Origin of the sequence: Streptomyces sp. NPDC059994 (genome assembly GCF_042737755.1) — a bacterium.
Lineage (GTDB): Bacteria > Actinomycetota > Actinomycetes > Streptomycetales > Streptomycetaceae > Streptomyces.
The window spans coordinates 1-24613 of the sequence record NZ_JBHWUR010000111.1; the positions used below are offsets into that span (position 1 = coordinate 1).

The following is a 24613-nucleotide window of genomic DNA, read 5'->3' on the forward strand; positions in this document are numbered from 1 at the left end:
CCTCATGCATCAGGGGCGCGGGGAACTGCGCGAGCAGCCACAGACGGCCCGCAGACGGACACCGGGCCGAAAAGGGGCGCGGGGAACTGCGCGGCCAGCCACGGATGACCCGCGGCCGCGAAACGCAGCCCCCGCCCCCCGGGCGGAGCGCCTAGCTCAGGTGGAGCTGCTGGTTCACGTAGATCAGGTTCGCGTCCTTCACGACGTCCTTGTTCAGCTCGAACAGCTTCTGCCAGCCGCCCTTGACGCCGTGTGCGGCGGCGATGGAGCCGAGGGTGTCGCCGGCCTTCACCTTGTACTCGCCGGTGCCGGTCTTGACCGGGGCCGGGCGGGACTCGCTGCGCGAGGCGGGCGCGGACTCGCGCTTCGGGGCCGGGGCGGCCTTGGGGGCGGCGGCCTTGGGGGCAGCGGCCTTCGAGGACGAGCCGGACGTGTCCACGTTCGCGGACGCGCCACCGGACGTCAGGTTGCCCGCACCGGCGCAGGACCAGGCGCCCGGCCCCTGCATCGCGAGCAGCTTCTCGGCGGTGGCTATCTGCTGGCCCTTGGTGGCCAGGTCGGCGCGGGAGGCGTACTGGGTGCCGCCCGCCGCGGCCCAGGAGGACTGCGAGAACTGCAGACCGCCGTAGTAGCCGTTGCCGGTGTTGATGGACCAGTTGCCGCCGGACTCGCACTGGGCGACCGCGTCCCAGGTGGAGACGGAGGCGGCGGAGGCGGAGCCCGCGGCCATCAGCGGGGCGGCGACGGCCGCACCGGTGACACCGGCGAGCGTGACGACGCGGACGGCCTTGGACGGGCGACGGTGCTTGCCCTTGCCGGAAAGCAGCATGGAGTTCTCCTCACCGACGCCTGCGAGGTGAGCTGTCGGGTTCGGGCGAGTGAGTGGCCCGGCCGCGCCGTGCTGGCGCGTCTTCACCCCAAGCCGGTCCCGTCGGCCGTCTCGTACGTCCCGCCGTATGGCGTACGTCCTTCAACGGCCGGGCCCGGCGCTTACCTTGGGTCCCCCGCTCCTGCCTACGGCGCATCGAGCGTCGACTGTTCCCCGCGACCGGCGGCAGGATTCGGCGTTCCCGGTCGAAGGGGCCCGTGGTGACGAGCGCTCCGACCGTAATCACACCAACCCCTGATGTTCAAAGGGGCACATCGGGGAGAAATCGCCCCCACGTACCCCTCCGCAACCCCTGTTTTCGCAGGTCGGGGGCGTAACGCCCGTACCGGACGGACGGGACACGCCAGTTGACGGAAAGAGACCCATGTCTCACTTGCCCAGAAGTGGACATAGGCCCCTGAACTACCCCTTGGGCGTGGCCGGGTTGTCCGTGTTTGCCAGGTTCAGATCAAGGCTCTGGCCGGGCACGATGAGGTCCGGGTTGGAGCCGATCGTCTTCTCGTTCGCCTTGTAGAGCGCGGCCCAGCCGCCCTCGACCTTGTGCGAGCGCGAGATGTCCCACAGGTTGTCGCCGACGCGGACGGTGTAGCCGCCACCCGCGGTGAGCGCGTCGCCCGCCTCACGTGAGTCGGCGTCACCTCGCGAGGCGTGCCGCCCCGATTCATGGCTGTTGTCCGTATTGCCCGGCTCGGTGGTCGCGGGGGTGCCGCCCTCGGCCGGGTCCGGCGTGCCGCGGTGCTTGCCGCCGGAGGCGGGGTCCGTGGAGCCGGTGGCCGGGCTGGAGGGCGTCGTGGACCCGGGCCGCCCGCTCGCGCCCGTGGACGGCGCCGAGAACGTCGTGGACGGCTTGGAAGCGGTGGAGGCCGGACCGGACGGCGTCGTGGGCGCCGGAGTGGTCTTCGCGGGCGCGGACGGAGTGGAGGCGTCCGGGGTCGCGGCCCCCTCCTCCGAGGGGACGTACGGCGAGGGCGTGGCGCCCGGGTCGACGGCCGGCGCACCGCCGCCCGAGGTGAGCCCGGAGACCGTCGAGCAGCTGGTGAAGGCCTTGGGGCCCTTCGCCGCGAGCACCTTCTCGGCGACGGCTATCTGCTGCGCGCGGCTGGCCATGTCGGGGCGCGAGGCGTACGCCGTGCCGCCGTAGGTCTCCCAGGTCTCCTGGGAGAGCTGGAGGCCGCCGTACAGGCCGTTGCCGAAGTCGGCGCTCCACGCGCCGCCGCTCTCGCACTCCGCGACGCGGTCCCACGTGGTCGCGGTGGCGGCGCTCGCACCGCTCGCGGCGAAGAGCGGAAGAGCGAGGGCCGAGCCGGTCACCCCCGCCGCGACGACGAGTGCGGGAGCCTGGCGGGGTCGGCGGTGCCGTCCGTTCCCGGAGCGCATGCTGTGGCCTTCCGTGTGACTACGTCTGTGACTACTGGGCCGGGCGTTGAGCCTGGTTTGCCGAGTCGAGGGGTGAACGTAGCCGTACTCGAACGCTTGTCACAAGTCGATGCACCCGCGATAACGCCAAAGTCACAGTTTTGACGAACCGTCAGTTCGGGTGGGTGCGAACTCGACCGGAAGCGTACGCAGTCCACGCATGATGAGCCCGCCGCGCCAGCGCAAATCGGCAGGATCCGCCCCGAGCCGCAGGTCAGGAAGACGGCGCAACAGGGTCGCCAGCGCGGTCTTCGCCTCCAGCCGGGCGAGCGGGGCGCCCAGGCAGTAGTGGATGCCGTGGCCGTAGCCGAGGTGCTGGTTGTCGCGGCGGCCGAGGTCGAGCATGTCCGGGTCGCCGAACCGCTCGGGGTCGCGGTCGGCGGAGGCGAGGACGACGAGCACCGGGTCGCCGGCCGCGATGTCCTGACCCCCGATCGCCAGCGGGCGGGTGGCGAACCGCCAGGTGGCGAGCTCCACGGGCCCGTCGTAGCGCAGCAGTTCCTCGACGCCGGTGTCCAGCAGGTCCGACTCCCCGGCCGCGAGCGAGGCTTGCAGCCGCTCGCGCTGCTCCGGGTTGCGCAGCAGCGCGTACACACCGTTGCCGATGAGGTTCACGGTCGTCTCGAAACCGGCGAACAGGAGGATGAAGGCCATCGCGGCGGCCTCGTTCTCGGTGAGGTGCTCGCCGTGGTCGCTGGCGCGGATCAGGCCCGAGATGAGGTCGTCGCCCGGGTTCTCCCTTTTGCGGTGGATGAGTTCGAGGAGATACCCGCGCATCTTCTTGACCGACCGGGCCACGCCGCCGCGCGGGCCGCCGCCGTGCCGGATCATCATCCCGGCCCAGTCGCGGAAGTCGTCCTGGTCCTCGCGCGGAACGCCGAGCAGGTCGCAGATGGCGTAGATGGGCAGCGGGAAGGCGAACTCGTGGATGAGGTCGGCCTCGCCGCCCGCCGCGAACCGGTCGATGAGCTGGTCGGTCAACTCCTGCACCCGGGGCGCGAATTCGGCGACCGTACGGGGAGTGAACGCCTTCGACACCAGCCGCCGCAGCCGGGTGTGGTCCGGCGGGTCGATGTTGAGCAGATGCGTCATCAGATCGGCTTTGCGCTCGCCCGGAATGCCGGTCTTGCCCTTGGCGTGCGCGGGCTCGTCGTGGTGCGCGGGGTTCTTGGAGAGCCGCTGGTCGGCGAGCGCCTGCTTGGCGTCCGCGTACCGCGTCACGAGCCACGCCTCGACCCCGCTGGGCAGCTTGGTCCAGTGCACGGGCGAGTGCTCCCGCAGCCATCCGTACGTGGGGTACGGGTCGGTGGCGAACTCCCAGGTGAACATCTCGGGGGGCGAAGGGATCCGGTCCGCGCCGGACGGGCAGGAACCGGGAGCGACCGGGGCGGAGCCCTGCGCGGGCGCGACGGGGTCGTGGCCGGACGCGACCGGGTCCTGGCCCATCCCGGGCGGAGTCCGGTCCGCGCCGGACGGACGGGCACCGGGAGCGACCGGGGGGAAGCCGTGCGCGGGCGCGACGGGGTCGTGGCCGGACGCGACCGGGTCCTGGCCCATCCCGGGCGGAGTCCGGTCCGCGCCGGACGGACGGGCACCGGGAGTGACCGGGGGGAAGCCGTGCGCGGGCGCGACGGGGTCGTGGCCGGACGCGACCGGGTCCTGGCCCATCCCGGGCGGAGTCCGGTCCGCGCCGGACGGACGGGCACCGGGAGCGACCGGGGGGAAGCCGTGCGCGGGCGCGACCGGGTCCTGGCCGGACGGGCCGGTGCTCTGGGCGGAGGGGCCGGTGTCCTGGCCGGACGAGCCGCTGTTCCGGCCGGACGGGCCGCTTTCCCGGCCGGACGGGGGCGAGGGCTCCACCGCCGTCAGGCCTTTTCCGCCGTGCGGATCGCGTCCCGGTACGCGCGGGCCGCCGCCCGCAGCGCCGCCTCCGGGTCCGTGCCGTCGGCCTCCGCCGCGACCGCGAGGGCGAGCAGGCGGTAGCCGATGCCCTCGCCGGACGGCAGGGGGACGTCCAGGGAGCCGATACGGGTACGGGAGGCGAGCTTGGCCGCCAGGGCCAGGGCGGGCTGGCCGAGCGGGATGCCGTCGGTCACCGAGTCGCGCTGCTTCTCCGCCGCCTTCTGGCGCAGCCAGTGCTCCTTGACCTCCTCCGGCGTCTCGGCGTGCTCGTCGCCGAAGACGTGCGGATGGCGGTGGATCAGCTTCTCCACGATCGTCGCGGCCACATCGTCCACCGAGAACGGCTCCGCCCCGTCCTCCGGGCGGCCTTCCTCGGCGATCCGGGCGTGGAAGACCACCTGGAGCAGTACGTCGCCGAGCTCCTCGCGCAGCTCGTCGCGGTCGCCCTCCTCCACCGCCTCGACCAGCTCGTACGCCTCCTCAAGCGCGTACTTGGCCAGGCCCTTGTGGGTCTGCTGGGACGACCACGGGCACTCGCGCCGGATCCGGTCCATGACCTGGACGAGGTCGAGCAGCCGGGCGCCCGGCAGGTCGTACGAGCCCGGCAGCAGCTCCAGGTCCGGCATGGCGACCCTGCCCGAGCCCGCGAGCCGGGCGAGCCCGTCGGTGAGCCGACGGTCGCCCTCACCGGAGGGGAGGACGACCACCGTGCGGCCCCCGGCGCACGCCTCGACCAGCTCCCGCGCCTGCGGTTCCACGATCTCGACCTCGACGCCCGCCTCGCGCAGATACGGCAGCTGCGGGTGGCCCGGGTCGGCGCAGAGCACCCGGTCGGCGGCGCGCAGCGTCTGCCAGGCGGGCCAGGACAGCAGTCCGGGCGCCACCCGGTGGCTGGCGGTGAGCAGGACGACGCGGCCGGGTTCTTCGAGAGTCACCTCCCGAACCTACCCCGACCGCTCCCCGCCCCGGCCCCGGCCCGTCAGCCGGTGACCGGGGCCTCCTCCTCCGGCCCGTTCTTGGTGACCTGGGCGATCCACGGCGTCTTGGTGTCGGCGAGCTGGATCGCCTTGTCGTCCCACGTCCCGTACCGCGGATTGACGTCGATCTCCAGCTTCTTCGACGCCTCGGTGAGCGTCTTGGTGACGGACGCCTGGCCCTGCGGGGTGGACAGGTCGGCGCCGGTCGCGGCGGCCAGCGCGGTCAGCTGCACCTGCTCGCGGACCGCGTCGTCGATCTGGCCGGGGGCGACCCCGCGCTGCTGGAGGAGCATGGCCGCGAACGCCTGCTCGCCGCCGGACTGCTGGGCCATCGCGGCCCGGGCGTCCTGGAGCTGCTTGCGGGTCACGCTCACCCCGGCGTCGGCGGCGGCCCGGTCGAGCACCCGGTCGAAGATCAGCCCGTGCAGCTTGGCGCGGCTGAGCTGGCCGGTGTTCTTGATCAGCTGGGCGGCCTGCGGCGAGGCCTGCTGCGCCGTACGGACGTCCTTGACCTGGGCCTGGAGCGCGGAGACCGGGATCCGGTCGCCTCCGACGACGGCCGCGGCGCCCGGGTGGGCCTCGCTGCCGCAGGCGGTCAGGAGTGGGCCCGCGCCGAGGAGCGCGACGGAGAGGGCGAGTGCGGTGCGACGGCGGCGGTGCAAAGGAGCCTCCCGGCGGATCGTGCGGCAGTGCAGCGACCTGATGACCTTGCGGTGATCGATGTTAGGCAGTCGGAGTGGCGCGGGCCACTGATTCGCCCAACGTTTCGGCCGCCTCGGGAGTCTCCGGCCGCAACATGATCGTCCGGGAGAGGACGAAGGTGACCGGAATCGCCGCCGCGGCGGCGATCAGCGGGGCCCAGGTGCTGCTGAGGCCGAGCAGGTCCACCAGGACGTACATCCCGGTCGTGGTGATCACGAAGTTCGCCGCGTTGGTGAGCGGGAAGAGCAGGAACTTCCGCCAGGTGGGCCGGGTGCGGTAGGTGAAGTACGAGGTGAGGAAGAACGAGCCGACCATGGCGAGCAGGAAGGCCGTGATGTGGGCGACGACGTACGGCACCCGGGGCAGGAAGAGCAGATAGAGGCCGTAGTACGTGCCGGTGTTGACCACCCCCACCAGGGCGAACCGGACTATCTGGGCGGCTGTTCCCGGTTTCATCGGCGGGCGAACTCCCGGTCCGTGCTCTCGCGCCCCGGCTGGCGCGGCACGCCCCCGTCCTGGCTCGGAACATTCGTCGACTGCACCAGGAAGTGCGGACGGCGCTTGACCTCGTAATAGATACGGCCGACGTATTCGCCGACCACGCCCACCATCACCATCTGTACTCCGGCCAGCGCGGTGACCACGACGAGCAGGGTCACATATCCGGGGGTGTCCACGCCGTTCACCATCGCGACACCGACGATCCACGCGGAATACGCCGTGGCGATCCCGAGCAGCAGCATGCCCAGATAGACGGCGGCCCGCAGCGGCTTGTTGTTGAACGAGATCATCCCGTCCAGGCCGTAGTTCAGCAGTTTTCCGAACGTCCAGGCGGAACGCCCCTGTTCCCGTACCGCGTTCTCGTAACTGAACGTGGTGGTGCGGAATCCGACCCAGGCGAAGAGCCCCTTGGAGAAGCGGTTGTACTCGGTGAGTTCGAGTACCGCGTCGACCGTCCTGCGCGAGAGCATGCGGAAGTCTCCCACGCCGTCCACCAGTTCCACATCGACCAGGCGGTTGATCAGGCGGTAGTACAGGCGCGCGGTGAGGGTGCGCGTGACGCGGTCGCCCTTGCGGGTGCGCTGGGCGATCACCTGGTCGTTGCCCTGGGCGTGCAGGTCCATCATGCGGCCGATGAGCTCCGGCGGGTGCTGGAGGTCGGCGTCCATGATCACCACGGCGTCGCCGGCGGCGTGCCGCAGCCCGGCGAGCATCGCCGCCTCCTTGCCGAAGTTCCGGCTGAACGAGACGTAACGGGCGCGCGGGTCGCGGGCGGCGATCTCCTGGAGCAGCGGAAACGTACGGTCCTTGCTGCCGTCGTCGACATAGAGGAGTTCGAATTCCGCGTCGAGCCGGGAGATTTCCTTGGTCACCTGATCATGGAAGCGGCCGATGATCTCCTCTTCGTTGAAGCAGGGCACGACAATCGAGATGAGCACGGTTCTCCCCCGTCGATACGGAGTACGGCTGTGGCAGTCAACGAAGAACAGCCGGGCCAGACGTCCGGGGCGGATTCACCGAATGACGACGGGGCGTCGATTACGTGAACTGAACCCCCGGCCCGCTGATTTACGTGCAGCGGTCCGGCATATTCGACGGCAGCGAACAGCAGAGGATCCCCATGCCGACTCTCGAAGCCGTCCGGCTTCCCCCCGCCGCCCAGGCCGTGGCCGCCGGCCGCCCCCGTGCGCGGGCGTCCGCACTCGCCGCGCTGATCACCGTGGTCTCGGTGTGCGCCGCCGACGCCGTCGCCCGGACCTTCCCGTTCGGGCACCACACCCGCAGCGTCAACGACCTGGGCAACCAGTTCGTCCCGTTCCACGCCCATCTGTGGGACCTGCTGCACGGCCGCGCCCACGGAGGCGCCCTGGTCAACTGGCAGTCGGGGTACGGGACTTCGTTCCTGCCCGACATCGGTACGTATCTGGGCAGCCCGTTCGCCCTGCTGGTCGGGGTGTTCCCGCGCGACGAGATCGACCTCGCGGTCTATGTGATCACGGTCCTGAAGATGGCCGTGGCGGCGGTCGCCATGACCGTCCTGCTGCTCACCCTGCGCCCCTCCCCAGGACGGCGCTGGGCGGCCGGGGTGCTGGGGGCGGCGTACGCGCTGTGCGGCTGGTCGGTGATCGAGGCCACGTACAACACGATGTGGCTGGACGGGCTGATCGCGTTCCCGATGCTCTGCCTGGTCGGCGAGTGGGCCCGCACCCGCGCCCGCCCGCTGATCGGCCCGGTCGTGGTGGCGCTGGCCTGGACGGCGAACTTCTACACCGCGTACATGGCGACGATCGGGGCGGCCCTGGTCCTGCTGCTGCGTCTGTTCCTGGAGGAGACGCCCGAGGAGACGCCCGAGGAGACAGCGGTACGGGCGCGGCTGTGGGCGCTGGCCCGCGCGGCGTGGACGACGGCGCTCGGTATCGGCCTCTCGGCTCCGATCCTCTTCACGGTCTTCCTCGGCACCAAGCACGCGTATCCGGGCTGGAGCAAGGAGTTCCAGCCGGTCCCGTGGAGCGACTTCCTGGCCCGGTGGCTCCCGGCGACGTACAGCTTCTCCAGCCCGGCGCTGTTCCTGGGCACCGGGGCGCTGCTGCTCGCGGGGGCGCTGGCGTTCAACAGGGCGGTGCCGGACCGCGAGCGGTACGCGTGGACGGGGCTCGCCCTGCTCGTCGCGCTCTCCTTCCAGTGGAAGCCGACGCATCTGGCCTGGCACGCCTTCCAGACCCCGAACGGCAGCCCGTACCGCCAGACGTTCGTCCTCAGCGGCCTTCTGGTGATCGCCGCGTGGATCTGCGTGGCGGACGGTCTGCCCGACCGCCGCGCGCTGCTCGGCGGGGGCGGGGTGCTCGCGGTGATCGCGGGCGGGGCGGCCTTCAGCGAGCTGGTCTCGCCCTGGTCGTACCCCTTGTTCTTCGGCGGGCTCGCGGCCGCGCTCGGCGCGCTGCTCGTCGCCGGGCGGGCCCGGGGCCGACGGGCGGTGGCGCTGGCCGCCGTACTGCTGCTGGCCGGGGCGCAGACCGCGCAGGCGGCGGTGACGGTGGCCTACGGCGACCGGGAGCGGCTGCACCGGCTCGACAGCTACCCCGCGTGGGGCGCGGCGCACGACGCGCGCGAGGCGGCGGTGGCCGGGGCCGACGGCTGGCCCGCGTACCGCACCGACCCGGGCCGCCGCCAGATCACCGGCAACGACCCGCTGCTGCTCGGCGGTGAGGGCGCCTCGTACTACAGCAGCCTCACCCCGGACGTGCTGACGAGGACGATGACCGCGCTGGGCGGTGGCTGGACCTCGCGCGGCCGGTCCGTGCAGAGCCTCGACAACCCGGTGACGGACGCGGTGTTCGCGGTCGGGGCGCGGGTGCGCGCGGAGAAGGGGCAGGCGCCGGCGGTCACCCGCGCCCCGGTGCCGCCGCTGGTGACGGTGCGGGGCGGCCGGGGGCCTCTGCGGTACGGGAGTTCCCCCTTCCGCAATCAGGAGTTGCTGCTCGGGGCGCGGGTGTACACGCTGCCGCGCACGGTCGCCGAGGGGTGCCCGGCCGGGCAGGAGGCGTTCCTGTGGGCGCCCGAGTACACGGGCTGGGCGCGGCTCGGCACGACCGGGAGGTGGGTCGAGTTCCGGGGCGGGGCGCCCAAGCGGCGGGCGGCTCTGGCCCCGCTGGGCGTCTCGGCGGGCCCGTCGTCGCGTGTCGTGCTGCGCCCCGCGTACAAGAAGGCGCAGTTGGGCTGTCTGGACCGGGGCGCGCTGACGGCGGCGGTCGATCATCTCCGTACGACCGGGGCGACGGATGTGAAGGTCACGGACAGCGGCGTACGGGCCGTGCTGCCCGCCGGGGCGAGCGGCACGGCGGTGTTCGCGATGCCGAGGATCGCGGGCTGGCGGTGCGCGGTGAACGGCGGCGGGGCGAAGCCGGCGGATGCGTATCTGGGCCTGGTGGCGGTGCGGTTGACGGGGACCGGCTCGCCGTCCACGGTCTCCTGCACCTTCCGCCCGCCGGGCCTGAAGGCGGGTTCGGCGGCGGGGGCGGCGGGGCTGGCGGGGCTGCTCGGTACGGGGGCGCTCCTGGCGGTACGCAAACGGCGGGCCGGGGCGCTGGTGCGCCCCTGACCCGCCGTGTGGTGTCCCTGCCTACTTCGCCACGACGGCGACCGGGGCGTCCCAGGCGTTCCGGTCGACGGTGAGGGTCACGCCGCCGTACGCCTCCTTCTTGTTGATGGCGTACTGGTGGCCCCGGCGGTGGCCCGACCACTTGGTCCCGAAGGGGTAGCCCGTGGTGGTCGACTCCGTGTCGTCGTACGCCGCGTACCAGAGCGCGTCCGGCATGTCGGTGCCGGGCGTCGCGGCGGCGACGGCGGCGGCGCTGGAGGAGGCGAAGCCGTAGAAGCCGGTGCGGTAGCCCTTGGCGTGCAGGGCCTTGTTCCACGCGCGCGTGTAGGTGAGCACGGTGTCCTTGCAGGAGGTGTTCGCGGTGTCGAACCCCTCCATGTCGAGGTAGACCGGGCTGCCCGGCCGCATCCCGAGGCCCGACGCCTTGACCCCGGCGTCGGCGCCGTCGGTGGCCCCCAGGGAGGCGGCGGTGGCGGCCGTCATCTTCTCCGGGTTGCTGCCGGACTTGCAGGGCGGCTGGGCGCCGACGTACAGGGGGATGAGCTTCCACCCGACCGCGCTCACCGACTTCACCCAGTCGCTGGTGAGCTGCGGCTGGGCGCACCCGCGGTTCTTGCCCCCGATGTACACGGCGGCGCCCCCGTACGGCGAGGCCGTCTTCCACGCCTTCATCTGCGCGAGGGTGGGGGCGGTGCAGGTGTCGAAGGCGCGGCCGGTGAAGGTGGCGGGCTTGGAGAGGGAGACGGGGCGGGCGGGGCCGGGGGTGGCGGCGGCCCCGCTCCCGCTCGCGCTTCCGCTCCCGGAGGCGGCCTCGGCGGTGAGCGCCCCACCGACGAGCAGCACGGCGCCGCCGAGGGCCATGGCTATGGTGCGGTGCTTCTTGGACAGGCGATGACGAGCCACATCGATTCCTCAACTGATCGCAAAGGAGGAGGGAGCGTGCCGGGCACGCTCCCTCCTCCTCTCTTGTTGCTGCGGACGTGCGTTACGCGTTACTCAAGGGACTCACGGCGGAACGGGACCTCCGGCGGGACCGGGAGCCGTGGTTCCGGGGGTGTGGATCGAGCACGAGCCTACCGAGTCTGGTAGCTCGGTTCGCCCGCGGGCCGAGCGTTCCCGCGAAGACGCCCAGAACCCCCGCTGAAGAGATACTTCAACGGGGGTTCCGGGTCGTGAGGTTTTCCTAAAGCGCGCTCATGGCTAGGCGCACTTCAGTATCAGTACGGCTCTTCCTGCCACTCGATACACGTGGGACGAAGGCCGCCGGAGAGCACGAACTCCTTCACGACCTGGCGGACCAGATCGATGGGAATCTCCGGCGATTCCAAGAACTCCCTCGGGTAGGTGAGCAGCATGTAAGTCACGTGCTCCTTCTCAGCCACGCCGCTCGGAACGTAGCTGCCCTCCGAGTCCGCGAAGCCAACGATGCCAACCTGGGCATCAGGGTCTACCCCGACCAGGAACTCATGATCCGGATCACCCGACTGCAGAGGCTTTCGATCCAGGGAGAACACTTGGGCCGTGTTGCGGCTGGGGTGGCCGGCGATGAGTGCATCGATCAGCAGATCGACAGCCTCTGCCGAATCAATCGGCAGGGGCTTCTCCAGATGCTCTTCCTTGAAGACTGCTTCAGCGCCTCTCAACACGCTCCACCCCCCTTGACGATTCCATACATTACGCACCTCATTGTCTTTTCGGCATCGCGCCAGTGCACTCTCATCACCTTGCCGCTGCCATGGAGGAGCCTGTCCACGACTTGATCGCAGCCAAGTTTCACGGCACAAGGTCCGCCCGTGTGATTGATGGCGACATCCACCTCGTGAAGCGGGTCCGCCGCGTCGAACATTCTTGCAGCCAGCTTCTGTTCAATATGGTCGTAGTTACCCGGAATGGGCCCTCTTTCTCCCGGGTTCGACAGTGCCGACTGGATGAACTGGCGGGCGTCCTTGGCCATGGCGCTCCCTCGCTCACCGCTCTTAATTCCTTCCACGGCACGACCAGATGCTGCCCACCTGCCTTCGATCTGACCCGCACCCGACCAGTTGGGCAACTGCGCGTGCTCGACCTCGGCGTCAAAGCAATTGTGGACGAGAACCGGAGTCTCACCGGCCTCCACGAAGTACGTGTGGAGGTCGCCGATCGTCAGGTCGTACGTGACCGTGTTCGCGTGGTACAGACGGACGCCCGTGACCTCGGCCGTGCCGGTCGGGGTCTGGAGGACGTCGCCCTCGTGGAGGTCCTTCGCCTCCACGAACGCCGACTGCGTCGCGTCGTAGAACGGGTGGTGGAACGTGGTGGTGAGGTGGTCGCCCTTGGCGGTCACCTCGGCCGCCTGCGCCTGCTGCGGGGTCGCCGTCAGCGCGCCGAGCACCGCCGCCGAGGCCGCGAGGCCCAGCGCCGCCTTACGGACCGCCTTCTTGACCGCCGCGCCGCGCTTCGTCGCCTTGACCGTGACGTCCACGAAGTCGTGGTCCGTCTTCGTCACGATGACTGCCGTGACCTTGTGCGCCTCGGTGCCGGTGGCACCCGGCGCCGCGTTGGCGACCGTGTCGCCCACCTTGATCTTGTCGATGGCCTTGGCGGTGCCGTTGGCCATCAGCACCTTGGTGTTGCCGGTGAAGCTGTGCGGAGGCCGGACCTTGCAGCCGATGCCGGACTCGCTCCGACCACCGGCCCCCTCCGCCTCGGCCCGCGACGCCGCCGTCTCCGTCGCGTCCCGCGCCGCCGTCTCCTCGGCCGCCGCCCCCTTGCCGAACAGGCCGCCGACGGCCTTCATCGCCTTCGGGGCCGCCTTGGCGAGGAGGGAGCCGCCGATCTTGCCGAGGACGCCGCCCAGCGCGCCGGACACCGCGCCCTCGACCGCCGCGCCCCCGAAGGCGCCGAGGCTGCATTCGTCGCCGCCCTTCTGGGCGCAGGCGAAGCCCTGGGTGACCAGGGAGCCGACCGCTCCGGCGACCGCCGCGCAGCCGATGGAGCCGACGCCCGCGGTGACCGCCTCGCAGCCCATGAAGACCGCCGTGGAGACCACGAACGAGGTGATCGCGGCCGCGTGGTTCTTCACGAACGTGGCCGTGGTCTTCGCCGCCTTCACGGTGGCGTGGTACGTCGTGCGGGCCGCCTTGGCGACGGTGTGGACGGCCGCCTTGGCGACCTTCTTCGCGGCGTGGACCACACGCTTCACCGTCTTGGTGACCTTGTGGTACGCCGTATGCACGGCGTGTACCGCCGCGTGGTAGACGCGCTTCACCTTGCGTACGGCGTAGTGGTAGACGCGGCGCACCACGCGGACCGTCTTGCGGTACACGTCGCGGACCTGGTGGACGACCTTCTTCGCCACGTGCTTGGCGACCTGGACGACCTGGTGCACCACCTGGACGGCGGCGTGGTAGACCGGCGCCGCGACCTGGTGCACCACCGCGGCGGCCTTGTGGGCCACCTTCTTGGCACCGCACACCACGTCGTACCAGGAGCAGTTGCCGGACTGGTCCGTACCCGCGAGCGGGTTGTCGTTGACGTACGCGAACGGGTTCGCGGACACCGAGTTCGGGACCGGGTTGAGCGAGATGGAGTCCTTGTTGCGGAACTGGCCGGTCGCCGGGTTGTACCAGCGCGAGGCCGTGCCCACGTCGCCCGAGCCGGGTTCGGTCCAGCCGGACTGGAAGCCGAGGTGGCCGAGGACGGTGTTGGTGCCGGTGGTCTTGCCCAGCGGGTCGTAGCTCGCCGAGCCCGACAGCGCGGTCGCGCCGGCGGTGAACGTGCCGATCACGTCGTCGTGCTGGTCGGTGAGGGCCAGCGCGCTGCCGGAGGTGCCGTTTCCGACGCCGACCAGCGAGCCCGACGGGTCGTAGGTGTAGGTGTAGTTGCCGTCGGAGGCGATGGTGTTGCTCGCGCCCGAGTACTGGAAGGTGCGGCTGCCCTGGGTCGCGGTGTCGGTGTCGGTGATGTTCCGCCCGGCCGCGTCCAGGTTGTACGCGTGGGTGCCCGCGGTGATCTGGGCGCCGAACGCGTCGGTGGTGAAGGCGACCGTGCCGTCCGGCCCGGCCTGCTGGGTCATGGTGCCCCGGGCCGAGTACGCGTAGTTGTGGTTGCCGTCCGAGGTCAGCTGGTCGCGGGCGTCATAGGTGTAGACGTCCGCGCCGACCCGGGTGCGGTTGCCGGAGGCGTCGTAGCCGTAGTTGGTCGTCGTGGAGCCGTTGTTCCACGAGGTGAGGCGGTTGGCGTAGTCGTAGGTGTAGGTGTGGGTGGCCGCGCCCGGCACCCCGGTCGTCGTCTTCGACGTCAGGTTGCCGTTCTTGTCGTAGCCGTACCCCATGGAGGCCAGGCCCGTGGCGCCCTGCATCAGGGTGTCGCCGGTCAGCCGGTGGGCGGTGTCGTAGGTGTAGGTGCGGGTCTGGCCGGTGGCGCCGTACTTGATCTGGGAGATCTCGTTCAGCTTGCCGTACGTGTACGTCAGCCGGTTGCCGGTGGCCGCGTCGTCCAGGGTGGACAGCCGGCCCGCGTTGTCGTAGCCGTACGTCGTCGTGCCGGCCGCGTCGGTGCGGGTCAGCGGCGCCGAGTCGGCGTTGTAGGTGAAGCTGGAGGAGCCGGCGGAGCCGGACGCGGAGAGCAGGTCGCCGCGGTCGTCGTAGCCGAACGCCTCGTGGGTCGCGGACTGGTGGTCCGTGTGGCCCGTGATGCCCGCCTCGGCGGTGTCCGCCGTGAGGACCCGGCCCGTCTTGTCGTAGCTGAAGGAGCGGGTGGCGGTCGCCGCGTCCGCGCCCTGGCCGTCCATGGTCAGGACCTGGTTGTTCTTGTCGTACGTCAGGGACGTCGACGTACCGCCCGGCTTGACGGCCTTGACCATCCGGCCGTCCGCGTCATAGCTGAAGGTGGTGGTGGTGTCCGCCGCCGAGGTGTACTGCGCGGTGGACGGCTCGATCACCTTCTCCTGCTGGCCCCACGGTGTGTAGGTGTAGCGCCAGGAGTTGCCCCGCCCGTCGGTGAACCGGGTGCGGTGGCCCGCCTGGTCGTAGCCGAAGCTGGTGGTGATGGACGAGGTGTCGGAGACCGGCTGGATCTCCTGGGTGACCGTGCCCGCCGCGTCGTAGGTGAAGCGGGAGGTGTGGCCGTTGGCGTCGGTCGTGGTGATCGCGTTGCCCACCGCGTCGTAGGTCACCGAGGACTGCGCGAGCAGGGTGTCCGAGGCGTCGTACTGCTTGTTGTACGTCGGCTGCCCGGACGCGTTGTAGTCGGTCTGGGTCCAGGTGTTGTCCGGCAGGATCGTCTTCTGCTGGTTGCCCTCGAAGTCGTAGGTGTACCGGGTGGTGTTGCCCGCCGCGTCGGTGACGGAGGTGGTCTCGCCGGCCCGGTTGTAGCCGTACGAGGTGGTGACCCCGCCCGGCGTCGTCGTCGACGAGACATGCGTGCCGTACGGGTTGCCCGACGTCACCGCGTAGGAGTTGGTGCTGGTCAGCGTCCGGGTGGACGGGAACCGCTCCAGGGTGGTGGAGGTGAGCTGGCGGCCCAGGTAGTCATAGGTCGCCTGGGTGGAGGCACCGGTGCCGTCGGTCACCGAGAGCGGGTCGCCGGCGTTGTCGTACGTGGTGTGCACGGTGGCGCCGTCGGCCCTGGTGACCTGGGCGAGGCGGCCCAGCTGGTCGTGGAGGTAGCTGGTGGTGCGCCCGCCCGCGGTCGTCGACGACGTCTGGTTGCCCTCGTTGTCGTACGTCCAGGTCGAGGCCGCGGTGACCGGTGTGGTCTCCCCGGCCGGGGTGTAGGACGGCAGGGTCTCCATGACCTTGTTGCCGTTGGCGTCGTAGGCCGTGGTGGTCACGTCACCGTTCGGGCCCTGCTCCTCGACGGCCTCACCGAAGGTGTTGAAGCCGCTGGTGGTGACGGGGCGCACGGTGAGCGGGTTGGTGCCGTCCGTCTCCGCCTGGACGGCCGGGGCGGTGGCGACCGCCAGGTTCCCGGCCTCGTCGTAGGCGTAGGTGGTGGTGTTCTGGTTGGCGTCCGTCATGGACGTCTGCAGACCGCGCTTGTCGTACGTGTACGTGGTCTTCTGCTCGTCCGAGGAGGCGGCGGTGCCGCCGGTGCGCCCCTTGCCGTAGAGCGAGGTGATGTCGGACGAGGTGAACGCGCGCTGGTAGACCTGCACGTTCGAGACCCCGCCGGGCAGCGCGTCGCCCACGGCGCCGCCGTACTTGGCGCCGCCGATCATCAGCGGCCCGTGCGCGCTCCAGGGCGCGCTGTTGGTGGCGCTGCCGGAGAGCGTGCCGTTGACGTAGATCTGCACGGCGCCGTTGGTGGCGTTGTACACGCCGACCACGTGCGTCCAGCTGCCCGCGACGGGCTTCGCCGTGGAGTAGGCGGCCGGGAACGAGGTCCCCGGCGCGTCCGTGCTGGTCTGCTCCAGGGACCACAGCGGCGCGCCGGCGTGCGCGTAGTTGTACTGGAGCATGAACGCGCTGTTGGTGGTGCCGGCCTGGGCGACGACCGTCGCGTTGTGGGTCGGCAGCGACGCCATGTTCACCCACGCGGAGACCGTGTAGGAGGCGGCGGTGTCGAGCACCGGGCCGTTGGTGGCGATCTGCTGGCCCGCGTTGCCCGCGAAGGTGGCCTCGGAGCCGTTCCAGGTCACGCCGGTGGCGGCGGCGGTGTTGCCGGAGCCGGAGGCGTCGGTGACGGTCGAGCCGGAGGACTGGTCGAGCTTCCACCAGCCGGTCGGGTGCCCCGCGGCGTCCCCGTACAGCGTCTCGGCGATCTTGTTGCCCATCGCGTCGTACGCGTTGGTGACCGTCCGGTCCCAGCCCGAGGAGTCGTGGCTGTTCTCGGTGGCGATCTCGTCGTCCGGCGTGTACGACACGCTGGTCACCCGGGCGACGCCGGCCGGGTCGAGGGTGGTGGAGGTGTGGCGGGAGGCCGCGTCGACCGTGTGGGTCGTGACGGTCTCACCGTTGTCGGTGGTGCTGGAGAGCAGGTTGCCCGCCGCGTCGTACGAGTTGGACTGCAGGACGCTGGAGCTGCTGCCGTCGGCGCTCTTCTTGGTGACCGTCGAGGTCAGACCGTTGTCGGTGTAGGTGTACGAGGTCGTCGCGCCCATGGCGTCGGTGACCGACGCGAGCCGGCCCGCCGGGTCGTAGGCCCGGGACGACTCGGTCAGCAGCGACGGGGTCTGCGGGTTCACCGGGTCGCCCGCGTACATGACGCCCTGGGTCAGCAGCTGACCGCTGTCGTCGTACGTGTAGCGCGTCTCGGTGCCGGAGGAGGAGACCTCCTTGGTCTTGTTGCCCTGGCTGTCGTAGGTGTACGTGACCGTGTTGCCGTTGGACGCGCCCGCGTTGGCGTTGGCGTCCTTCCTGGTGGCGACGTGGTCGTACGCGTCGTACGTCTGTGTCTCGGTGCGGGTGTAGTCGCCGCCGCTGCCGTCCGCCACCGACTGCGAGGTGATGTTGCCGTCGACGTCGAAGACGGTGGTGGAGACCGCCGCGTGCACCGCGCCGGTGACCCGGTCGGTGAGCTGCGGGTCCTTCTCCTGCACGACCTGGCCGTCCGCGTCGTACGTGTACGTCGTGGTGAGCCCGGCCGGGTAGGTGTCGGAGACGACCTTCTTGCTCAGGACCTGGCCGACGCCGTCATAGGTGTACGAGGTGACCAGACCGCCGGCGTCCGTGGTCGAGGCCACGTCGCCGTTCTTGAAGTAGGCGACGGAGTTGACCGCGCCGCCCGGGCTGACCGTGCGCACCGGCAGGCCCTTGGGGACGTTGCCGCCGCCGGTCGCCGGGTAGGTGGCGGTGCCGTCGCTGAAGACGGTCGTGGTGGTGCGCCCGTTCGGGAACCCTGCCACGGCCGGACCGGTGATGGTGGTCTGGTTGCCCGCGCTGTCGTAGCCGAAGGACGTCAGATACGTGTTGTCCGCCGCCGAGGCCGAGCGGCCGTCCCGCCGGGTGAGCAGGATGTCGTTGCGCGGGTCGGCGGTGGTGAGCTGCTCGGTGGTGTCGTCCGGGAAGTAGCTGAAGTACTCCGTGGAACAGGCGTTGGCGGCCTGGTTCTGGCAGGTGGTCGTGGAGACCGTGTTGCCGCGGACGTCATGGCCGGTGACCGTCGTCGCCCCGTTGGGGTCGGTGACGGTGTGCTCGAAGCCGCCGGTGTCGTAGCCGAAGCTGGTGGTGTTGCCCAGCCCGTCGGTCTCCGTCAGCGTCCGGTTGTTGTGGTTGACGTCGTACTGGTAGGTGAGGGTGGCGTTGGCCGGGGAGGTGACCTTGACGGTCGACACCGGCAGCAGGCCCGTGGAGTTCTTCGCGGCCTGGAAGTGCGCCGCCGCGTCCTGCGCGGTGAGCGCCGAGCGGTAGGTCGCGGCCTCGGCGAGCGAGCCGTTGAAGTACACGGTCGCCGGGTAGGGCAGACCGGCCCAGCCGGAGCCGGTGGTGCCGGCGCCGAGGTAGTCGGTGGTGCGCCCGCCCGTGGTGAGCGCGGCCGTGCCGGCCTTGGTGGCGGCCTGGGTGCCGTCCAGGTACAGCGTCTGGCTGGTGGGCGAGGCGCTCAGCAGCACGTGGTGCCACTTGCCGTCGGTCACCGTGCCGGTGGTGCCCATCTGGACGGAGCCGGAGGTGGTGTAGAAGCCGCCGTACAGCTTGTTGTCGGTGCCGATCCACAGCTGCGGGGTGGTCGAGGAGACCGTGCCGCCGATCGGCGCGCTCTGCGCGTTCATCAGGATCGCGCCGCCGCGCGTGGTGCTGAACCAGAGCTCGGCGGAGGCGGAGGTGCTGCCGGTCTGGACGTCCGGCACCTTCACCCAGGAGCTGGTCCCGTTGAAGGCCGCCGTCTTCTGGTCGCTGAACGGCCCGGTGGCCCCCAGCGTCACATTGCTGTACGTGCCGGTGCCGCCGCGCGTCTCGTCGACCGCGGTGCCCGCGCCCGCCGCCTCACCGAAGCGGAAGTACGTGGCGGGTGCGCCGCCGAGGACCGCGCCCCGGTAGGTCTGGCTGGAGCCGGTGACCGTGGGGGCGCCGAGCTTCCAGACCCCGCCGTTCTCGTCGGTGAGCTGGGTGAGCGCCGCGGTGCCCGGGTCGTAGGTCATCGCCGCGTACGTCTTGCCGGACGGGCGGGTGACCGAGGCGAGCAGGCTGGAGGCGTGCGTGCCGTAGTTGTAGAGCGCGCTGACGTCGGCGGCGACCAGCGGGCGGTCGTACCACGCGGCGCCCGCGATGGAGCCGTTGAAGTAGGTGGCGTAGCCGGTCTTGCTGGTGCTGCTCTGGTGCGGCTGGTCGGGCCAGTTGCCGCCGAGGAAGCCGGTGCCGAGGTAGTTGAACGGCTGGTTCTTGCCGAAGGCGGTGCCGCTCTTGATGGAGACGGTGCCCGACAGCGAGCCGACCTTGGCGTTGTCGAGGAACAGCGACTGCGAGTTGCCCGCGGCGGAGAGCACCACGTGGTGCCACCTGCCGTCGGCGACCGAGGCGGAGGTGGTGAGCGGGGCGATGCCGCCGCTGTACCAGAACTCGGCGTTCAGCTTGCCGTCGCTGCCGACGTAGATCGACGGCGTGTAGTAGCCCGCCGCGTTGCCCGCGTCGATGGGCTGCGAGGCGTACGAGTAGAGCACGCCGGGACCGGCCGAGGTCTTGAACCAGAGCGACAGGGCGCCCGAGTCGGTGTTGTTGCCGGTGTCGTTGGGGAGCGCCACGGCGGAGGAGGTGCCGTTGAACCCGGCGGCGGTGCCGCCGTTCGGCGGGCCCGCCTGGCCGAGCGTGACGTTCTTGTACGTGGCGTCGAGGGTGTTCTCGTTGCCGAGGACGGCGTCCTTGGCGACGGTGCCGGACGACTCGGTCAGCGGCCACATGGCGCGCGGGTCGAGGTCGAGCGAGGCGTTCTGGTACTGGGAGCCCGCGGTGTAGGTGTACTTGGTGCAGGCGGTGGTGGAGGACGGCGGGCAGACCGAGACGAGCTGGTCGCCGGTGTAGCCGTAGGTCCAGGTCAGCGCGGTGGACTGGTCGGTGCCGACGACCGGGTCGGTGACGACGGTCGCCACGTGCGCGGCGGTCGCGCCGGACGGCGTGGACCAGGTGACGTTCAGGGCGCGCCCGGAGACGGCCGAGGCCATCTTGGAGACATGGCCGCCGGACCAGGTGAAGGTCAGGGCGCGGCCGTTGGCGTCGGTCACCGAGGTGAGGCCGTAGCCGCCCGAGCCGAGCGCCTGGGTGAAGGTGTAGACGGTGTCGTCCTTGTCGGTCAGCGAGTAGCCGCCGGTGACCGACTTGAAGGTGGAGAAGCGGCCGGAGCCGGCCGAGAAGCTGCCGTCGCCGTTCTTGCCGTACCCGACCTGCGAGCCGTTCGGGTAGGAGACGACCGCGCTGGTGACCGCGCCGGACGCGTTGTACTGCTCGGTGGCCCGGGTGTCGAAGATCGACGACCAGCCGGCGCCGAACGAGCCGGTCCAGCGCGGGTCACGGGAGTTGTAGTCGCGCACCACGTCGAGGCTGGGGCCGACGGTGGACAGGGAGGCGTCCGTGTCGCTGGTGGTGTAGTTGCCGCTGGAGGCGTCGAAGCCGTGGTCGCCGCTGTTCTGCGAGAGCCCCGAGGTGATCACCGGCTGGGGCACCTGGATCTGCAGCGCGTACCAGTCGGCGGCCGGGGTGTAGAGCGAGCCGTCGTACCCCTGGACCGTCCAGTAGTACGTCTGGCCCCACTTGAGCTTGCCCGCCGGGACGGTCCAGTCGCCGTTGGCGATCAGCCCGGAGTCGGCGATCTTGGTGTTGGTGTTGTCGTAGACCTGGAAGTCGTACTGCGGGGTCGTGGTGACGTCGTCGCCCGCCCAGGCGGTCAGGTGGGGCGTGGTGGTGTCCGCGACGGCGTTGTTGTTCGGGTACTGCTGGTAGATCTGCGGGGCCGCGTTGCCGGTGTAGGTGACCGACATGTACGGGCCGAGCGCCGGGTCGTTGAACGAGCCGAACTGCTTCCAGTGCAGATTGTCGTTGGTGGCCGCGTAGACGGCGAGGCCGTTGTCGGCGGTGGTGCCGTTGAACCAGCCCTGGATCGCGCTGGTGGTCAGCGGCACGTCCACCCAGTCGCCCACGGTCCGGTCGGCGCCGGTGTTGGCGCAGGCCTTGGGCACGCTCGGGGTGGCGTTGCCGATGGAGGAGCCGTAGGACGGGCCGGGGTAGCCGGTCACCGTGTTCGGCTTCCAGGCCTGGGTGACCAGGGCGACGTCGAACCGCTCCGGGGTGCAGGTGGAGGCCCAGGTGTCGAAGAGGTGCAGGGTCGCCGAGGTGACCGTGGCGTGCGTGCCGTCCCAGGTGTTGTACCAGTGGTTGACGTACGCGGCCGCCGAGTGCGGGCCGGAGTCGTAGGAGCCGACCTTGACGGTCTGCTCCGAGGAGTGGTCGCCGGGGGCGCCGGACTCGGCGTAGGTGGTGGTCCAGCCGTCGGTGACGGTCGGGTCGACGGTGACCGGGAAGACGCGGGCGCGGTCGTGCAGCCAGCGCGGGTCAAGGGTGACCTTCAGCGCGGTCTTCGCGCCCTGGCGGACCAGCTCGTAGGTCACGGAGTGGGTGGTGGCCGGGTCACCGGAGCGCGGATCGACCTTCGCGTCGTAGGCGTACGCGGAAGGGATGCGCTCGACGGTCTTGCCCGCGGTGTCCACCAGGTCGATGGAGCCGTCCTTGGCCTGGCGGGCTGTCATGCCCTTGAGGTCGAGGGGGAAGGTCCAGGTGTTCCCGGCCTTCGCCGAGTGCAGGACGATCGCTTCCTTGAGCCCGGTCGCGGTGGGCGCGAGCTCCAGGTCGGTGCCGGGGAGCACGTTCGCGTAGGTGACGCGCGAGCCGTGCGCGGTGCCGGTGACGGGGGCCGCGCCCTGGAGGCCGTAGCTGAGGGCGTGCGAGCCGTCAGTGGCGAACGAGGCGAGCGCCGAGTCGGCGGCCTTGGCGGCGAAGTCCACGTCGAGGGAGTTGGCGGACTCGTGCCAGCGCTTGTCGGGACCGGCTCTCACATCGACGTCGATGGGCTGCCATTTGCCCTCTTCGTCCTTGTAGTTCACCGGCGTCATGGCGACCTGCCGGGTCAGCGTGCCGTCCGCGTTGTCGAAGACCGTGGCGGTACGGGACGACTTGGCCGGATTGCGGTGGCTCGTCTTGGCATTGAAGCCCTGGGCCGAGCGGCTCTTGCCGCCCTTGGTGGCCTTCGCGTACGGGTGGTACGCGTCGAGCTCGCCGTGGCCCTTGCCCGGCTTGTGGCCCTTGCCCTTGTTCGCCTTGGTCGCGGCGGCGGCGGCGTGGTGGCTGTGCCCGGCGGCGGTGCCGCTCTGCTGCTTGGGCAGCGAGCCCCAGTGCGGGTCCTTGAACCAGGCGGTGATCGAGCTGAGACTGGGCAGCGATATACGGCCCAGATGGGCGTCGTCGGCCATGGCCTGCTGGGTGGTCAGCATCAGTGCGAGGCTGGTGAGCAGCAGCAGCGCCACACGTCTTTGACGTCGGCGGTACAACGAAGGCCGCCGTATGGAACGGCGGAAGGGGCGCGGGCGCACGAGGCGACTCCCTGGAGATGGGCACAGATCGGCCAAAGACAGAAACGCGCCGATCCTGTCCGTAAAGAGCACCTAAATGACAGTCAGCAGACCTGTTCTTGGCAGCCGCTTGAGCAACCCATTGCTTAAGTGGAATAAGTTGTTCCGTCTGTCCGATTCGCGCTTTCCCGTACTTTTGCCAGAAGAAGTCCGGCGGGATGCATCCGCCGGTCAGGGAAAGGCAATGGTCAAGCGCGTCCCGCGGGCGACGGGAGGCGCGGCAGACCGTCGACGCGCCGCCGGATCCCGGCCGCGCGGGCCGGGTCGCCGGTGCCGTAGCGGCTCTCGAAGTACGGCAGGACCGCGCGGTACCCGGCGAGCGCGGCGGCGCCCGCGCCGAGTTGCTCCGGGCAGAGCGCGGCGCCGTCACCGAGCTGCTCCGGGCAGAGCGCGGCGTCGTGGCGGAACGCCAGGGCCTGCGGGTCGGCAGGGCCCGCCCCGGCGGCCCGCTCCTCGGCGAGCCGGCGCAGCTCGGGCAGCGCCCGGCGGTACTGGCCGTCGCCCATCGGCGTCGCCGCGTACTGCGTACGCGGGATCCGCACGGCCGGGTAGCCCTCGCCGTGCCGGGCGGCGACGGCCGGCAGGATCGCGCCGAGGATGTCCACCCGGGGTGATCCGCCCCTCGCCGAGCAGCCGCTCGGCGGTACGAAGGCCACAGGCACCCCGGAGGGCATGTTCAAGGCAACAGGGGCACGTTCAAGACGGGCTGGGCGTCAGCCGTGCCAGGCGGAGACGCCGTGCCACGAGCAGCGGCCGGGCCGCACGCCGTGGCCGGAGAGGCGGCCGGGCCTCACCCCGTGGGCAGCTTCTGCTGCGGGCACTCGGTGAGGACCTTCTTCATCGCCTCCTTCTCGGCGTCCGTCACCCACACCCCGTACTTCTTCTTGACGGCCACCTGGTCCGCCACATACGTGCAGCGGCCCGCCGCGAACGTCGGCAGCCAGGTCGCCGCGTCGCCGTCGCTCTTGCGGCGGTTGGCGCTCGCGTCCACGGCCAGCAGGTTCAGCGGATCGTTGGCGAAGGCCACCCGCTTCTTCTTGTCCCACTGCTGGGCGCCCTTCTGCCAGGCGTCCGAGAGGGCCACCACATGGTCGATGTCGACCTTGCTGCTGCCCCGTACGAACTTGATGGTCTCGCCGGTGTACACGTCCTTGTTCAGCGTGCCTGACACGACGTCGCACCTGCCCTTGAACTTCAGGTCCTTGAGGTCCCGTTTGAGGATGTCCTCCCGGGTGGCGCAGCCGTTGGCGTCCGTGTCGGTCCAGCCCTTGCCGAACTGGTCGCGCGAGTAACCGGTCCTCGCCGCCCGGCCCTTCACGGTGAGGGTGTCGACGGCGGCCGCGGCGGATCCCTGCGCGGCGGGCGCGCCGGGCTTCGCCTTCTTGGCGTCGGTCTTGCTGTCGGAGCATCCGGTGAGGGCGAGCGCGGCCGCGAGCGCGGCGGCGGGAAGGGCGATTCGGTACGTACGCATCACAACGGGCCGTCCTCGAAGGAAGTTGGCGGAACCCCGCGATCCTAAGAGTCCTACCCGGCCACCCGGCGGCCATAGGGGCTCGAAGGCGGAAAGCCGCGGCCGGGCGGGCCGCCCGCGCACGGCGGCGCGGGGCCCGCACCCGGCCGTGCCCCTCTCCACCGGCAGCGGCCCGTCCGGAACGGGGCGGCGGCGCGTAGCGTCGTGACCGTCCCTGCCTCCCCCCGACGAAGGAGACCGCGGATGGGGATCCTCGACCGTTTCAAGGACCAGGCCCAGAACAAGGCGGAGGACCTGGTCGAATCCGTCGGCGACGAGGTCGACGAGAGGACCGGCGGCCGGTTCGCCGGTCAGGTCGACCAGGCGCAGGACAGGGCGAAGGAAGCCCTCGGTATCGACGCGTCCGGGCAGCAGCCCGCGGAGCAGCAGACGTCCGCGCAGCAGTCCGCCGAGCAGCAGGCCGGTGGGCAGCGGCCCGGGGAGGAGCCGCCCCCGGCCTGAGCTTCCCGGCGGGCCGCAGGCCGCAGGCCGGTGGGAGGACGGGTGGGGGGGGGCCGGGGGGGGGGCCCCCCCCCCGCCCCCGCGGGGGGCCGCCCCCGGGGGGGGGGGGTGGGGCCCCCCCCCC

At 71.0% G+C, this 24613-nt stretch carries 13 protein-coding genes, 1 pseudogene and 1 riboswitch; of the genes and pseudogenes, 2 read left to right on the forward strand and 12 right to left on the reverse strand.

Annotated elements, in window-relative coordinates; translation table 11 throughout:
* Nucleotides 1-151: 151 nt before the first annotated feature.
* The 7 genes from ACFWA7_RS33725 to ACFWA7_RS33755 form a co-directional block, all read right to left on the reverse strand.
* The gene (locus ACFWA7_RS33725; RefSeq protein ID WP_385549651.1) at nucleotides 152-829 is read right to left on the reverse strand and encodes a transglycosylase family protein; all 678 of its coding nucleotides are present in this window, start codon (nucleotides 827-829) and stop codon (nucleotides 152-154) included.
* A gap of 2 nt (nucleotides 830-831) precedes the next feature.
* A riboswitch (cyclic di-AMP (ydaO/yuaA leader) is annotated at nucleotides 832-1032 on the reverse strand.
* A 259-nt stretch (nucleotides 1033-1291) separates the two neighbouring features.
* Complete coding sequence (locus tag ACFWA7_RS33730) at nucleotides 1292-2266, reverse strand: transglycosylase family protein (RefSeq protein WP_385826850.1); 975 nt, start codon at nucleotides 2264-2266, stop codon at nucleotides 1292-1294.
* Between the two features lie 132 nt (nucleotides 2267-2398).
* Complete coding sequence (locus ACFWA7_RS33735) at nucleotides 2399-3634, reverse strand: cytochrome P450 (protein WP_385826864.1); 1236 nt, start codon at nucleotides 3632-3634, stop codon at nucleotides 2399-2401.
* Nucleotides 3635-4170: 536 nt separating this feature from the next.
* Nucleotides 4171-5142 (reverse strand): nucleoside triphosphate pyrophosphohydrolase, encoded by a 972-nt coding sequence (locus ACFWA7_RS33740; protein WP_385549645.1) that lies wholly within the window; start codon nucleotides 5140-5142, stop codon nucleotides 4171-4173.
* A 44-nt stretch (nucleotides 5143-5186) separates the two neighbouring features.
* Complete coding sequence (locus tag ACFWA7_RS33745; RefSeq protein ID WP_385826852.1) at nucleotides 5187-5846, reverse strand: SurA N-terminal domain-containing protein; 660 nt, start codon at nucleotides 5844-5846, stop codon at nucleotides 5187-5189.
* Nucleotides 5847-5907: 61 nt separating this feature from the next.
* Nucleotides 5908-6342 (reverse strand): GtrA family protein, encoded by a 435-nt coding sequence (locus ACFWA7_RS33750; RefSeq protein ID WP_385549639.1) that lies wholly within the window; start codon nucleotides 6340-6342, stop codon nucleotides 5908-5910.
* The gene (locus ACFWA7_RS33755) at nucleotides 6339-7325 is read right to left on the reverse strand and encodes a glycosyltransferase family 2 protein (protein ID WP_385549636.1); all 987 of its coding nucleotides are present in this window, start codon (nucleotides 7323-7325) and stop codon (nucleotides 6339-6341) included. The genes ACFWA7_RS33750 and ACFWA7_RS33755 overlap by 4 nt, the downstream gene beginning before the upstream one ends.
* 182 nt (nucleotides 7326-7507) lie before the next feature.
* Here ACFWA7_RS33755 and ACFWA7_RS33760 point away from each other — a divergent pair, with 182 nt between their 5' ends.
* Nucleotides 7508-9985 carry a YfhO family protein gene (locus tag ACFWA7_RS33760; RefSeq protein WP_385826854.1) on the forward strand — a complete coding sequence of 826 codons (2478 nt, stop codon included), beginning with the start codon at nucleotides 7508-7510 and terminating at the stop codon, nucleotides 9983-9985.
* 21 nt (nucleotides 9986-10006) lie between these two features.
* On the opposite strand, the gene ACFWA7_RS33765 is transcribed toward ACFWA7_RS33760, so the two are convergent.
* From ACFWA7_RS33765 to ACFWA7_RS33785, 5 genes and pseudogenes are all read right to left on the reverse strand, one after another.
* On the reverse strand, nucleotides 10007-10888 hold the full coding sequence (locus tag ACFWA7_RS33765) for a glycoside hydrolase domain-containing protein (protein ID WP_385826856.1): 882 nt from the start codon (nucleotides 10886-10888) through the stop codon (nucleotides 10007-10009).
* Nucleotides 10889-11202: 314 nt separating this feature from the next.
* On the reverse strand, nucleotides 11203-11631 hold the full coding sequence (locus ACFWA7_RS33770) for an Imm1 family immunity protein (RefSeq protein ID WP_385826858.1): 429 nt from the start codon (nucleotides 11629-11631) through the stop codon (nucleotides 11203-11205).
* On the reverse strand, nucleotides 11625-22412 hold the full coding sequence (locus ACFWA7_RS33775) for a LamG-like jellyroll fold domain-containing protein (RefSeq protein ID WP_385826860.1): 10788 nt from the start codon (nucleotides 22410-22412) through the stop codon (nucleotides 11625-11627). The genes ACFWA7_RS33770 and ACFWA7_RS33775 overlap by 7 nt, the downstream gene beginning before the upstream one ends.
* Nucleotides 22413-22738: 326 nt before the next feature.
* Nucleotides 22739-23156, reverse strand: a pseudogene (locus ACFWA7_RS33780) (serine/threonine protein kinase); the annotation flags it as partial.
* Between the two features lie 151 nt (nucleotides 23157-23307).
* On the reverse strand, nucleotides 23308-23988 hold the full coding sequence (locus ACFWA7_RS33785; RefSeq protein ID WP_385826862.1) for an HNH endonuclease family protein: 681 nt from the start codon (nucleotides 23986-23988) through the stop codon (nucleotides 23308-23310).
* Between the two features lie 243 nt (nucleotides 23989-24231).
* Between ACFWA7_RS33785 and ACFWA7_RS33790 the strand changes: the two genes are divergently transcribed.
* Entirely contained in the window at nucleotides 24232-24489 is a 258-nt protein-coding gene (locus ACFWA7_RS33790; RefSeq protein ID WP_385549230.1) for an antitoxin, read from the forward strand.
* Nucleotides 24490-24613: the final 124 nt, after the last annotated feature.